12 protein-coding genes are annotated in these 12,424 nt (G+C 69.7%); 9 read left to right on the top strand and 3 right to left on the bottom strand.

The genetic code is table 11. From position 1 onward, the window contains the following. The first annotated feature begins 247 nt into the window (after positions 1 to 247). The 8 genes from mshD (at position 248) to pstB (ending at position 9,714) form a co-directional block, all read left to right on the top strand. Positions 248 to 1,171, top strand: coding sequence for a mycothiol synthase (gene mshD / locus ACFQVC_RS34890; protein WP_381838257.1), 924 nt, complete (start codon positions 248 to 250; stop codon positions 1,169 to 1,171). A 135-nt stretch (positions 1,172 to 1,306) separates the two neighbouring features. Beyond that, the gene (locus ACFQVC_RS34885) at positions 1,307 to 3,667 is read left to right on the top strand and encodes an RNA degradosome polyphosphate kinase (protein ID WP_381838256.1); all 2,361 of its coding nucleotides are present in this window, start codon (positions 1,307 to 1,309) and stop codon (positions 3,665 to 3,667) included. Further along, entirely contained in the window at positions 3,648 to 4,661 is a 1,014-nt protein-coding gene (locus ACFQVC_RS34880; RefSeq protein WP_381838254.1) for a CHAD domain-containing protein, read from the top strand. Before ACFQVC_RS34885 ends, ACFQVC_RS34880 begins: the two co-directional genes overlap by 20 nt. Continuing rightward, on the top strand, positions 4,658 to 5,083 hold the full coding sequence (locus ACFQVC_RS34875) for an NUDIX hydrolase (protein WP_381838252.1): 426 nt from the start codon (positions 4,658 to 4,660) through the stop codon (positions 5,081 to 5,083). Before ACFQVC_RS34880 ends, ACFQVC_RS34875 begins: the two co-directional genes overlap by 4 nt. 509 nt (positions 5,084 to 5,592) lie before the next feature. After that, positions 5,593 to 6,708, top strand: a complete 1,116-nt coding sequence (pstS, locus tag ACFQVC_RS34870; protein ID WP_381838250.1) for a phosphate ABC transporter substrate-binding protein PstS — start codon at positions 5,593 to 5,595, stop codon at positions 6,706 to 6,708. A 121-nt stretch (positions 6,709 to 6,829) separates the two neighbouring features. Next, positions 6,830 to 7,828 carry a phosphate ABC transporter permease subunit PstC gene (gene pstC, locus ACFQVC_RS34865; protein WP_381838248.1) on the top strand — a complete coding sequence of 333 codons (999 nt, stop codon included), beginning with the start codon at positions 6,830 to 6,832 and terminating at the stop codon, positions 7,826 to 7,828. Beyond that, positions 7,825 to 8,889 carry a phosphate ABC transporter permease PstA gene (gene pstA, locus ACFQVC_RS34860; protein WP_381838246.1) on the top strand — a complete coding sequence of 355 codons (1,065 nt, stop codon included), beginning with the start codon at positions 7,825 to 7,827 and terminating at the stop codon, positions 8,887 to 8,889. Before pstC ends, pstA begins: the two co-directional genes overlap by 4 nt. Before the next feature lie 48 nt (positions 8,890 to 8,937). Then, positions 8,938 to 9,714, top strand: a complete 777-nt coding sequence (gene pstB, locus ACFQVC_RS34855; RefSeq protein WP_381838244.1) for a phosphate ABC transporter ATP-binding protein PstB — start codon at positions 8,938 to 8,940, stop codon at positions 9,712 to 9,714. A 160-nt stretch (positions 9,715 to 9,874) separates the two neighbouring features. Here the strand turns inward: pstB and ACFQVC_RS34850 are convergent, their stop codons facing one another. Both ACFQVC_RS34850 and ACFQVC_RS34845 read right to left on the bottom strand, forming a co-directional pair. Then, complete coding sequence (locus ACFQVC_RS34850; RefSeq protein ID WP_381838242.1) at positions 9,875 to 10,873, bottom strand: inorganic phosphate transporter; 999 nt, start codon at positions 10,871 to 10,873, stop codon at positions 9,875 to 9,877. A gap of 5 nt (positions 10,874 to 10,878) precedes the next feature. Then, a complete protein-coding gene (locus ACFQVC_RS34845; protein ID WP_381838240.1) occupies positions 10,879 to 11,499 on the bottom strand; it encodes a DUF47 domain-containing protein in 621 nt (206 codons plus the stop codon). 194 nt (positions 11,500 to 11,693) lie between these two features. Here ACFQVC_RS34845 and ACFQVC_RS34840 point away from each other — a divergent pair, with 194 nt between their 5' ends. Then, positions 11,694 to 12,053, top strand: coding sequence for a metal-sensitive transcriptional regulator (locus ACFQVC_RS34840; RefSeq protein WP_381838238.1), 360 nt, complete (start codon positions 11,694 to 11,696; stop codon positions 12,051 to 12,053). Positions 12,054 to 12,182: 129 nt separating this feature from the next. Here ACFQVC_RS34840 and ACFQVC_RS34835 read toward each other — a convergent pair whose 3' ends face one another. Further along, positions 12,183 to 12,362, bottom strand: coding sequence for a hypothetical protein (locus tag ACFQVC_RS34835; RefSeq protein WP_381838439.1), 180 nt, complete (start codon positions 12,360 to 12,362; stop codon positions 12,183 to 12,185). Between the last annotated feature and the right edge of the window lie 62 nt (positions 12,363 to 12,424).

Below are 12,424 nucleotides of genomic sequence, written 5' to 3'. Positions count from 1 at the left end.
CTGCTTCCCCTCTGCCGAGCCGCGCGAACATCCGCGCGATGCGAGCCGCAGCCTAGAGTCAACGCGCGTAGCGCAACAGGGGTCTGCAGGTTACGAGCTGGTTGCCCGCGCGGTACGCGGCGCACCGACCGCGCGGGAAGCAACCCACCGCACGCCCACCGCACGCACGGGAAGCAGCCCACCGCACGCGCGGGAAGCAGCCCACCGTGCCTACGCCGAACGGCCCCGGCGACGTACGCTCGGGGGCATGACAGACGCAGCTCCCGCGGTCCCGCCGCGCTCGATCCAGACCCTCGACGCGCTCACCTCCGAGCAGGCCGAGGCCGTGCTCGCACTGATCGCGGAGGCCGCCCGCACGGACGGCCAGCAGGCCGTTTCCGAGCAGGGCCGGCTGCAGCTGCGCGGAGGTCCGCGCGCGGGCGTGAGCCATCTGCTCCTGTCCGTGGAAGACCAGTTGGTGGGCTACGCACAGCTGGAGGACACCGACCCGGTGGAGGCCCCCGCCGGCGAGCTCGTGGTGCACCCGGCACACCGCGGCCGCGGCCACGGCCGGGCCCTGGGCGCCGCGCTCCTCGGCGCCTCCGGCAAGCGGCTCCGGGTGTGGGCGCACGGCGGGCACTCCGCGGCCCGGCATCTGGCCCAGGTGCTCGGCCTCACGCTCTTCCGTGAACTGCGCCAGATGCGGCGGCCGTTGGACCAGGACGCCATCGCCGAACCCGCGGTGCCCGCGGAGGTCACGATCCGCCCGTTCGTACCGGGCCAGGACGACACGGCCTGGCTCGCCGCCAACGCCGAGGCCTTCGCCCACCACCCCGAGCAGGGCGCGCTCACCCAGCGCGACCTGGACGACCGCAAGGGCGAGCCCTGGTTCGACCCGGCGGGCTTCTTCCTCGCCGAATCGGCGGCCGGCGAGCTGCTCGGCTTCCACTGGACGAAGGTGCACGAGGCCGAGCGCCTGGGCGAGGTGTATGTCGTCGGCGTCCGGCCCGCCGCCCAGGGCAGCGGCCTCGGCAAGGCCCTCACCGCGATCGGCCTGCGCCACCTCGCCGCGCTCGGCCTGCCGACGGCGATGCTGTACGTCGACGCCGACAACAAGGCGGCGGTCTCGGTCTACGAACGCCTGGGCTTCACCACCCACGAGACGGACCTGATGTACCGCACGGAGACATAAAGTCGGCCCCCCGACTCCCCGGTGCCGGGTGCCCCGCACCACGACGGCACCCCGTCGCCGGGGAGTAAGGCTCCGATGCCCCGCACGTCATGTCGCCGTAACCAACGATTCAGACAGACTTGCGACCCTCACGGAATGCAGCCCCACGCGCCCGAGCCGATTCCGACAGGGAGAGACCCTCTCAGCCCGTCGCTGCTCGGCGCGCCTGGTTCTGCCCATACGCGGAAGAATGGGCTCATGAACCAGCAGCCCAGCGCCCAGGCACCCGTGCAGCACGCCCAGACCGCTCAGCCGTCGGTCGGCTCCATCGCGGCTCACCGGCCACACACCCTGGCAGCGGCGGTCTCGGACCTGGAACCGGACATCGACGCCGATCTGGACGTGTACGAGGAGGACGGCGAGGGCGCCGAGCTGCCGCAGGGCCGCTTCCTCGACCGGGAGCGCAGCTGGCTGGCGTTCAACGAGCGGGTCCTGGAGCTCGCCGAGGACCCGCACACCCCGCTCCTGGAGCGCGCCAACTTCCTGGCGATCTTCGCGAGCAACCTGGACGAGTTCTTCATGGTCCGCGTGGCCGGCCTGAAGCGGCGTATCGCCACCGGCGTGGCCACCCGCTCCGCCTCCGGCCTGCAGCCCCGCGAGGTCCTCGAGCTGATCTGGACCCGCACCCGCGAGCTCATGGCGCGGCACGCCGCCTGCTTCCAGGAGGACGTGGCGCCCGCCCTCGCGGACGAGGGCATCGGCATCATCCGCTGGGCGGAACTCACCGAGAAGGAGCAAGCCCGCCTCTTCACGCTCTTCCGGCAGCGGATCTTCCCGGTCCTCACCCCGCTCGCCGTGGATCCGGCGCACCCCTTCCCCTATATCTCGGGGCTCTCGCTGAATCTGGCCGTCGTGGTGCGCAACCCCGTCAGCGGCCACCGCCACTTCGCCCGCGTCAAGGTCCCGCCGCTGCTCAGCCGCTTCCTGGAGGCCTCGCCCGGCCGGTACGTCCCGGTGGAGGACGTCATCGCGGCGCCCGCGCACCTGGAGGAGCTGTTCCCCGGCATGGAGGTGGAGGCCCACCACATGTTCCGGGTGACCAGGAACGAGGACCTTGAGGTCGAGGAGGACGACGCCGAGAACCTCCTCAAGGCCCTGGAGAAGGAGCTCATGCGGCGCCGCTTCGGCCCGCCCGTGCGCCTGGAGGTCGAGGAGTCCATCGACCAGCACATCCTCGATCTGCTGATCCGTGAGCTGAAGATCTCCGAGGCCGAGGTCTACCCGCTGCCCGGCCCCCTCGACCTCACCGGCCTCTTCGGCATCGCGGGCCTGGACCGGCCCGAGCTGAAGTACCCGAAGTTCGTGGCGGGCACCCACCGCGATCTGGCCGAGGTCGAGTCGGCGACGGCGCCCGACATCTTCGCGGCCCTGCGCGAGCGCGACGTACTCCTGCACCACCCGTACGACTCCTTCTCCACCTCCGTGCAGGCCTTCCTGGAACAGGCCGCGGGCGACCCGGACGTCCTCGCCATCAAGCAGACCCTGTACCGGACCTCTGGCGACTCACCGATCGTCGACGCCCTCATAGACGCGGCCGAGTCCGGCAAGCAGGTCCTCGTCCTGGTGGAGATCAAGGCGCGCTTCGACGAGCAGGCCAACATCAAGTGGGCCCGCAAGCTGGAGGAGTCCGGCTGCCATGTGGTGTACGGCCTGGTCGGCCTGAAGACCCACTGCAAGCTGTCGCTCGTGGTCCGCCAGGAAGGCGACACCCTGCGCCGCTACAGCCATGTCGGCACCGGCAACTACCACCCGAAGACGGCCCGCCTCTACGAGGACCTGGGCCTGCTCACCGCCGACCCGCAGGTCGGAGCCGACCTCTCCGACCTGTTCAACCGGCTCTCCGGCTACTCACGCCGCGAGACCTACCGGCGGCTGCTCGTGGCCCCCAAGTCGCTGCGGGACGGGCTGATCTCGCGGATCGACAAGGAAGTGCAGCACCACCACGCGGGCCGGCCCGCCCATGTCCGCATCAAGGTCAACTCAATGGTCGACGAGGCCGTCATCGACGCGCTCTACCGCGCGTCGATGGCGGGCGTGCCCGTCGACATCTGGGTACGGGGGATCTGCGCGGTACGCCCGGGCGTCACCGGACTCTCGGAGAACATCCGGGTCCGGTCGGTGCTCGGCCGCTTCCTGGAGCACTCGCGGGTGTTCGCCTTCGGCAACGGCGGCGAGCCCGAGGTGTGGATCGGCAGCGCCGACATGATGCACCGCAACCTCGACCGCCGTATCGAGGCCCTGGTGAGGGTCACGGACCCGGCCCACCGCGCGGCGCTCAACCGCCTTCTGGAGACCGGTATGTCGGACACCACCGCGTCCTGGCATCTCGGCCCGGACGGCGACTGGACCCGGCACGCGACCGCGGAGAACGGCGAAGCAGCGGGGCAGCCGCTGCGGAACGTACAGGAGATGCTCATAGACGCCCGGAGGCGCCGGCGTGGCTCAGCGAAACCCTGACCAGAAGGACCCCGTGGCGGGGGAGGTGCTCGCGCGGTATCTGCGCGAGCAGGCCACGGAGTTTCTGCGCGCCCTGCGCCAGCACCGCGAGAGCGGCTCCGACGAGGCCGCCGGGCCCGCGCTCGCCCTGCGCGCCGCCGCCCGCCGGATCAGCGGCTCCCTGCACACCTTCCGGCCGCTGCTCGACGCCGAGTGGTCGGACACGCTGCGCGCCGAACTCGCCTGGCTGTCCGGGACGCTGGCGCGCGAGCACGGCTACGCGGCCCGCCTCGACCGGCTCATCGGGGCGCTGCACCGGCTCTCCCCTGCGGCGGCCCCGCACGGCAGGGGCGGCTCCGTACCGGCCCAGAGCGGCGGCCTCACGGTGGGCGCCGCCAAAGCGGGCGCACTGATCGAGCGCCAGCTCACCCTGGCCCGCACCCGTGCCCACTCCACCGCCCTGCAGGCCCTCGGCTCGTCCCGCTTCCACGCGGTCGCGGACGGCGTCGCGGTCCTGGCCAGCGAGGTGCCGCTGCGCAAGGAGGCGGGCGGCAACCGCCTCGAACCCTTCGCCGCGGATGTCGAGGCCCGCCTGAACGAAGCGGTGACCGCGCTGCCCCTCGTCCGCGCGGGGCACCCCTACAACGCCGAGGCGCTCCTGCACGGCCTGGCCGCCGACGCCGCCCCCGAGTCACAGGACGCGCCCTGGCACCAGGTACGGCTGCTGCTCCGCCTCCACCGGTACGCCCTGGAGGTCATCGGCACCGAGGCCGTGGACGTCCGCCTGCTCGGCGCGGGCCGGGCCCTCGACCGCCACCGGGACGCCGCGGAGGCCGCCTCCGCCGCGGCCTCGGCGGCCCGCACTCCGCGCATCGCCCCGGCCACGGCCTACGCCCTCGGCGTGCTCCACGCCGACCAGCGCCATGAGGTGGAGGCGGCCCGCTTCGCCTTCCAGGCGGTGTGGCAGCGCAGCGGCTCGGGCACCGGCTCCGGCCGCCCGGTGGGCGCGTCATGACGCCCCCCGGACCCGCCGTCCCGATCCTGGCCGCGGGCTGTGTCCTGTGGCGGCGCTCACCGGTCGACGAGGGCCTGGAGATCTGCCTGGTGCACCGGCCGAAGTACGACGACTGGTCACACCCCAAAGGCAAGCTCAAGCGGAACGAGGACGCCCTGGCGGGCGCGCTCCGTGAGGTCGAGGAGGAAACCGGCCACACCTGCGCCCCCGGCCCGCGCCTGCCCACGGTGCACTACGTGGTGCGGGGGCGTCCGAAGCAGGTGCGGTACTGGGCGGCGGAGTGCGACGGCGGCACTTTCACGCCGAACTCGGAGGTCGACCGCCTGCTCTGGCTGCCTCCGGCGGCGGCCCGCAACCGCCTGACGCAGCCCCGGGACAAGGACCTGGTGGACGCGTTCCTGTCGGCCCTGCACTTCGCCTGACGGCCCCGGGGGCCCGAGGGCCCGGTGGCCCGGTGGCCCGGGGGCCCGGTGGCCCGGGGGCCCGGTGGCCCGGGGCCGGGGCCGGGCTTTTCAGCCCCTCCGGCGTTTGAGGAGCGTCGTCCGCGCAGGACTTTCGGGAAGGGGCGGGGAGGGGCTCACTATTCAGCCCGTCCGGCGCTTGAGGACGAGCCCGGAGGGCGATCCGGGGTGACCACGGAGCGGGGCGCGCAGACAAGGACACTCACGTGCAGACGTAACGCTGCGTAACCTCACGGTGACCGTGATGCCCGCGTTGCCTAACCGCACCGCCCTCCGAGGTTCACCCCCCGTTCACTCTCGACCTTCGGCCGCTTCACCTGTCCTGCCTAATTTCGGACTTACGCGATGCGTGGCGCACTCGAAGCGCCGGGTTCGCGGAGCCAGATGTCAGGCATCCGCAATGTGCCGGACGACAGGAAAACCCTCGCACGCCGCCGAAGACCGGCGGCTCCTGGAAGGAACTCCCGAAAGTGAAGCTTCAGCGCAAGAACCGGCGGGCCCTCACCCTCGGTGCTCTCGCCGTCTCCGGCGCCCTGGCCCTCACGGCGTGCGGCTCGGACGAGACCGGGAACACCGGCAGCGGCAAGGAGACCAACGCCGCCAACATCAAGTGCGACGACGCGAAGGGCCAGCTCGCGGCCTCCGGCTCGTCCGCGCAGAAGAACGCCATCGACGCGTGGACCAAGGCGTACGCCCAGGCCTGCCAGGGCGTGCAGGTGCAGTACAACCCGACGGGTTCCGGCGCCGGCATCACCGCCTTCCTCCAGGGCCAGACGGCCTTCGCGGGCAGCGACTCCGCACTCAAGCCGGACGAGATCGAGAAGTCGAAGAAGATCTGCAAGGGCAGCCAGGCCATCGACCTGCCGATGGTCGGCGGCCCGATCGCCGTCGGCTACAACGTGCCCGGTGTCGACAACCTGGTCCTGGACGCCAAGACCCTGGCCGACATCTTCAACGACAAGATCAAGACCTGGGACGACCCGGCGATCAAGAAGCTGAACCCGGACGCCAAGCTCCCGAACACCAAGGTCCAGGCCTTCCACCGCTCGGACGAGTCCGGCACCACGGACAACTTCACCAAGTACCTGAAGGGCGCCGCCCCCGACGCCTGGCCGCACGAGCCGGGCAAGACCTGGGAGGCCAAGGGCGGCCAGTCCGCCAACGGCTCCGCGGGCGTCTCCAGCCAGGTGAAGCAGACCGCCGGCGCCATCTCCTACTTCGAGCTCTCCTACGCCGACGGCATCAAGACCGTCGACCTGAAGACCGACGCCAAGGAGCCGGTGAAGGCCACCGTCGACAACGCCTCCAAGGCGATCGCCGAGGCCAAGGTCACGGGCAAGGGCAACGACATCGCCCTTGACCTGAACTACAAGCCGACCGCCGAGGGCGCGTACCCGATCACCCTGGTCACGTACGAGATCGTCTGCGAGAAGGGCAACAAGCCCGAGACCCTCGCGACGACCAAGTCCTTCCTGAACTACATCGCCAGCGAGGACGGCCAGGCCGTTCTCAAGGAGAACGACTACGCGCCGATCCCGAACGAGATCATCACCAAGGTCCGCGAGATCGCCGCGAACCTGAGCTGACCCGAGTGCGGCCGGCTCGCCCCTCGCGAGCCGGCCGCACCGTCCGGTGCACCGCCGCCACGGAGCTCCTGCCCCCGAACCGCAACAGCGGAAAGGGCAGCTCCGCAGACCGGAGAACCTCATGGACATATCTACGCAGACAGCACCAACTCCCACTCCCCCCGCACCAGTTGCCCCCAAGAAGCGCGGCAAGAGCGCCACCCGCCCGGGTGACCGCATCTTCCTCGGCCTCTCGCGTGGCTCGGGCATCACGCTCCTCGTGATCATGGCCGCCATCGCGGTCTTCCTGAGCTACCGGGCCGCCCTCGCGCTCTCGGACAACACCGGCAACTTCCTGACCACCTTCGAGTGGGACGCCAACGCGATCCCGCCGAAGTTCGGCATCGCGGTCCTCGCCTTCGGCACCATCGTGAGCTCGATCATCGCCCTGGTGATCGCCGTTCCGGTGGCCGTCGGGATCGCGCTGTTCATCTCGCACTACGCCCCGCGCAAGCTGGCCGGACCGATCGCCTATGTGATCGACCTCCTGGCCGCCGTGCCCTCGATCGTCTACGGCCTCTGGGGCGCCCTCGTGGTCGCGCCCCATCTGACCGGCCTCTACAGCTGGCTCGACCAGTACTTCGGCTGGACCGGCATCTTCGAGTACCAGGGCGGCGCCCCGCGCTCCCTGATGACGGTCGGCATCCTGCTCGCGATCATGATCCTGCCGATCATCACCAACGTGAGCCGTGAGGTCTTCCTGCAGGTCCCGAAGATCCACGAAGAGGCCGCCCTGGCCCTCGGCGCGACCCGCTGGGAAGTCATCCGGATGTCGGTGCTGCCCTTCGGCCGCTCCGGCATCATCAGCGCCTCGATGCTGGGCCTCGGCCGCGCGCTCGGCGAGACCATCGCCGTCGCCACGGTCCTCTCCCCGAGCTTCCTCATCAACGCGTCCCTGCTCGACCCGGGCGGCGGCACGTTCGCCCAGAACATCGCCAGCAAGTTCAACGAGGCCAGTGAGTACGGCCGGGACGCGCTGATCGCCTCCGGTCTGGTGCTGTTCTTCATCACCCTGCTGGTCAACGGCGCGGCCCGCCTGATCATCGCGCGCCGCAAGGAGTACTCGGGGGCCAACGCATGAGCACCACGACACCCACCCCCCAGGCCTCCGTGCCCACCCCGCTGCGCGCGGCCCGCCTGCCCCGCTGGGCACCGTTCCTGATCGCCGCCGGCTCCGCCGCGGCCGCCGTGGGCATCGGTCTCGGCGCCGGCCTGCACAGCCGCATCCAGTGGGGCCTGATCGCCGCGATCCTCTTCGTGGTCGTGAGCTATGTCCTCGCCACCACCGTCGAAGGCAAGCGCCAGGCCAAGGACCGCTTCGCCACCTCGATGGTGTGGGTGACCTTCCTGCTCGCCGTCATTCCGCTCGCCTCCCTGATCTGGGAGACCGTGGAGCGCGGCGCCAAGGTCTTCAGCCCGTACTTCCTGACCCACTCCATGGGCGTCATCACCGACCGGGAGCCGGGCGGCGGTATCAACCACGCCATCATCGGCACCCTGCAGCAGGTGGCCCTGGCCTCCCTGATCGCCGTGCCGATCGGACTGCTCACCGCGATCTACCTGGTCGAGTACGGCCGGGGCAAGCTCGCCAAGGCGGTCACCTTCTTCGTCGACGTCATGACGGGCATCCCGTCCATCGTCGCGGGCCTGTTCGTCCTCAGCTTCTGGATCCTGATCCTGGGCTTCGACTTCTCCGGCTGGGCCGGCGCCATGGCGCTCGCGATCCTGATGATGCCGGTGGTCGTCCGCTCCACCGAGGAGATGCTCAAGCTCGTACCGAACGAGCTGCGCGAGGCCTCACTCGCCCTCGGCGTCCCGAAGTGGCGCACCATCCTCAAGGTGGTCCTGCCCACCGCGATCGGCGGCATCACGACCGGCATCATGCTGGCCGTCGCCCGTATCGCCGGTGAGACCGCCCCGGTGCTGCTCCTGGTGTGGGTGAACCCCTTCATCAACACCAACCCGTTCGAAGGCGCCCAGGGCTCGCTGCCGCTGTACATCTACCAGCAGTACGCGGCCGGCTCCCCCGCCTCGTACGACCGCGCCTGGGCAGCGGCGCTCGCCCTCATCGGCTTCATCATGATCCTCAACCTGGTGGCCCGCGGCATCGCCCGCTGGAAGGCCCCCAAGACGGGCCGCTGACGCGGCTGCATGCGACAAGCGACCCTCTCGAAAGAAGTAGTGATCCCCATGGCCAAGCGAATCGACGTCGGCGGACTCACCGCCTACTACGGCAGCCACAAGGCAATCGAAGACATCTCCATGACGGTCGAGCCCCGCTCGGTGACGGCCTTCATCGGCCCGTCGGGCTGCGGCAAGTCGACCTTCCTGCGCACCCTCAACCGGATGCACGAGGTCACCCCCGGCGGCCGCGTCGAGGGCAAGGTGCTCCTGGACGGCGACGACCTGTACGCCTCGGGCATCGACCCCGTGAACGTCCGCCGCACCATCGGCATGGTCTTCCAGCGCCCGAACCCCTTCCCCACCATGTCGATCTTCGACAACGTGGCGGCGGGCCTGCGGCTCAACGGCTCGTACAAGAAGTCCGAGCTGAACGAGATCGTCGAGAAGTCCCTCAAGGGCGCCAACCTCTGGAACGAGGTCAAGGACCGTCTCAACAAGCCCGGCTCGGGTCTCTCCGGCGGGCAGCAGCAGCGTCTGTGCATCGCCCGCGCCATCGCGGTCGAGCCGCAGGTGCTCCTGATGGACGAGCCCTGCTCGGCGCTCGACCCGATCTCGACGCTCGCCATCGAGGATCTGATCGGGGAGCTGAAGGAGCGTTTCACGATCGTCATCGTGACGCACAACATGCAGCAGGCGGCCCGGGTCTCGGACCGTACGGCCTTCTTCAACCTGTCGGCCGTGGGCCAGCCCGGCAAGCTGATCGAGATCGACGAGACGGAGCGGATCTTCTCCAACCCGTCCGTCCAGGCCACCGAGGACTACATCTCCGGCCGCTTCGGATAGGCGGCACCCGCCCCCGGAACTGCTGTGCGGTGCTGCATGGCGGTGCCACCGCACAGCAAGGGCCCGCACCCCTCAGGGGGTGCGGGCCCATCTGTGTACGTGGCGTGGCGCCGCCTGCAGGAACGCCGGATTCACGACCACAGGAACGTGGGATTCACGGTCACAGGAACGCCAGGTTCACGATCCAGAAGCTCAGCGCGGCGACGAGCGCCGCCGCCGGCATCGTGATGAACCAGCCGAGGATGATGTTCTTGGCGACGCCCCAGCGCACCGCGTTGACCCGCTTGGTGGCGCCGACACCCATGATGGCCGAGGTGATCACATGGGTCGTCGAGATGGGCGCGTGGAACATGAACGCCGTCGTGAACATGATGCCCGCGCCCGTCGTCTCGGCCGCGAAGCCCTGCGGCGGGTCCAGCTCGATGATCTTCCGGCCGAGCGTCCGCATGATCCGCCAGCCGCCCGCGTAGGTGCCGAGCGAGAGCATCACGGCACAGGCGATCTTCACCCACACCGGGATCGGGTCGCCCGCGTCCTCGACATCCGCGATGACCAGGGCCATCACCACGATGCCCATGGTCTTCTGGGCGTCCTGCAGACCGTGGCCGAGCGCCATACCGGCGGCCGAGACGGTCTGCGCGATCCGGAAGCCACGCTTCGCCTTGTGCGGGTTGGACTTGCGGAAGAGCCAGAGGATCGCGCACATCACGAGATAGCCGACGCCGAGGCCGACGATCGGCGAGATGAACATCGGGATGACGATCTTCTCGAGCACGCCCGACCAGATGACCCCGATGCCACCGGCGAGCGCGGCACCCACGAGCCCGCCGAAGAGGGCGTGGGAGGACGACGAGGGCAGCCCGAAGTACCAGGTGATCAGGTTCCAGACGATCGCGCCGACCAAGCCGGCGAAGAGGATCCACATCCCCTTCTGTCCGTGCGGGGTCTCGATGAGCCCCTCGCTGACGGTCTTGGCGATCCCGCTGCCCAGAAAGGCACCGGCCAGGTTCATCACCGCGGCCATCGCGAGCGCCGCCCGCGGGGTCAGCGCCCGGGTGGACACCGAGGTGGCGATGGCGTTGGCCGAGTCGTGGAAGCCGTTGGTGTACGTGAAGAAGAGCGCGACCCCGATGGTCACGACCAGCGCAAAGGTGTCCACGAGGTTCAGGACTCCTTGACCGCGATGGTCTCCACGGTGTTGGCGACGTGCTCGAACGCGTCAGCCGCCTCCTCGAGCACATCCACGATCTGCTTGAGCTTCAGGACCTCCATGGCGTCGTACTTGCCGTTGAAGAGGTGCGCGAGCAGCTTGCGGTGGATCTGGTCGGCCTGGTTCTCGAGGCGGTTCACCTCGATCCAGTACTCCGTGAGGTTCTCCATGGTGCGCAGATGCGGCATCGCCTCGGCGGTCAGCTCGGCGGCCCGCGCGAGCACCTCGATCTGCTGCTCGACGCCCTTGGGCAGCTCCTCGACCTGGTAGAGGACGACCAGGTCGACGGCCTCCTCCATGAAGTCCATGATGTCGTCGAGGGAGGACGCGAGGTTGTAGATGTCCTCGCGGTCGAAGGGCGTGATGAACGAGGAGTTCAGCTGGTGGAAGATCGCGTGAGTGGCATCGTCACCGGCGTGTTCCGCGGCCCGCATCCGCTCTGCGATCTCGGCCCGGGCGGAGGAGTCCGCCCCGAGCAGTTCCATGAGGAGCTTGGAGCCCGTGACAATGTTGTCCGCGGAGGCGGCAAACATGTCGTAGAAGCTCGTCTCCCTGGGGGTCAGACGAAAGCGCACGTGGGGTCCTCGGGGTGCTTTGGATTCGGTCAGGCTGATGCTAGGCGCATCATCCGGCCACGGCTAACCGGCCGTCCCCCAGTGTCGCCCATCAGGCAGAGTCATCCACACGGGGTCCGCCCCGGACCCGAAATATCCGGTACCATATACCCACCAGGGGTATCAAAGCCCTTGCAGGACAACAGGAGGACGCGATGACGACCACCGAGGCCGGCGCGGCGGCGAGCGCAGCGCCCTCCGCGGAGACGACCGTCACCGACCACGACCGGGGTGTGCACGGCTACCACAAGCAGAAGGACGAGCACCTCAAGCGACTGCGCCGTATCGAGGGCCAGATCCGCGGCCTGCAGCGGCTCGTCGAAGAGGACGTGTACTGCATCGACATACTTACCCAGGTCTCGGCCAGCACAAAGGCCCTGCAGTCCTTCGCCCTGCAGCTCCTGGAGGAGCACCTGCGCCACTGCGTCGCGGACGCGGCGGTCAAGGGCGGCGAGGAGATCGACGCGAAGGTGGAAGAGGCCACCAAGGCCATCGCCCGCATGATGCGTACGTGAGCGGGGGCGGTACGCCGTGAGCGGGGGCGGTACGCCGTGAGCGCGGGCGGTACGCCGTAAGCAGGGGCGGTACGACCTGAGCGGGGGCGGCCGGCGGGGGCCCGGCCGGACGCCGGTCGGTCCAGGGCGTCAGTCCCGGTCGGTGCCGCCCATGGCACGGGACTCGGGATCGGACACCCTCAGCACCTCGTCGATCCGAGAAGGACTGAGCCGCTCCTCGTCAGCGGTGGACGCCGCGATGATCAATTCACCGCACAACTCGATCTCGGCGAGGGCGACGTGATCGTGCACCGCCGCTTTGCCGGCCATCGCAGCCACGTACACCACCTCTTCCTGCCGTCACCGACTTCCTAGGGTAGGGAGCGCCCTAC

The organism is Streptomyces monticola (assembly GCF_042665355.1).
GTDB lineage: Bacteria > Actinomycetota > Actinomycetes > Streptomycetales > Streptomycetaceae > Streptomyces > Streptomyces monticola.
The sequence above is the reverse complement of the archived record's forward strand: the minus strand, read 5'-3'. Positions and strand labels throughout refer to the sequence as shown.

Bases quoted from the DNA above. Each gene is read 5' to 3' on its own strand.
- mshD (WP_381838257.1), top strand. From the start codon at position 248: ATGACAGACGCAGCTCCCGCGGTCCCGCCGCGCTCGATCCAGACCCTC.
- ACFQVC_RS34885 (WP_381838256.1), top strand. From the start codon at position 1,307: ATGCAGCCCCACGCGCCCGAGCCGATTCCGACAGGGAGAGACCCTCTC.
- ACFQVC_RS34875 (WP_381838252.1), top strand. From the start codon at position 4,658: ATGACGCCCCCCGGACCCGCCGTCCCGATCCTGGCCGCGGGCTGTGTC.
- pstC (WP_381838248.1), top strand. From the start codon at position 6,830: ATGGACATATCTACGCAGACAGCACCAACTCCCACTCCCCCCGCACCA.
- pstA (WP_381838246.1), top strand. From the start codon at position 7,825: ATGAGCACCACGACACCCACCCCCCAGGCCTCCGTGCCCACCCCGCTG.
- pstB (WP_381838244.1), top strand. From the start codon at position 8,938: ATGGCCAAGCGAATCGACGTCGGCGGACTCACCGCCTACTACGGCAGC.
- ACFQVC_RS34840 (WP_381838238.1), top strand. From the start codon at position 11,694: ATGACGACCACCGAGGCCGGCGCGGCGGCGAGCGCAGCGCCCTCCGCG.
- ACFQVC_RS34835 (WP_381838439.1), bottom strand. From the start codon at position 12,362: ATGGCCGGCAAAGCGGCGGTGCACGATCACGTCGCCCTCGCCGAGATC.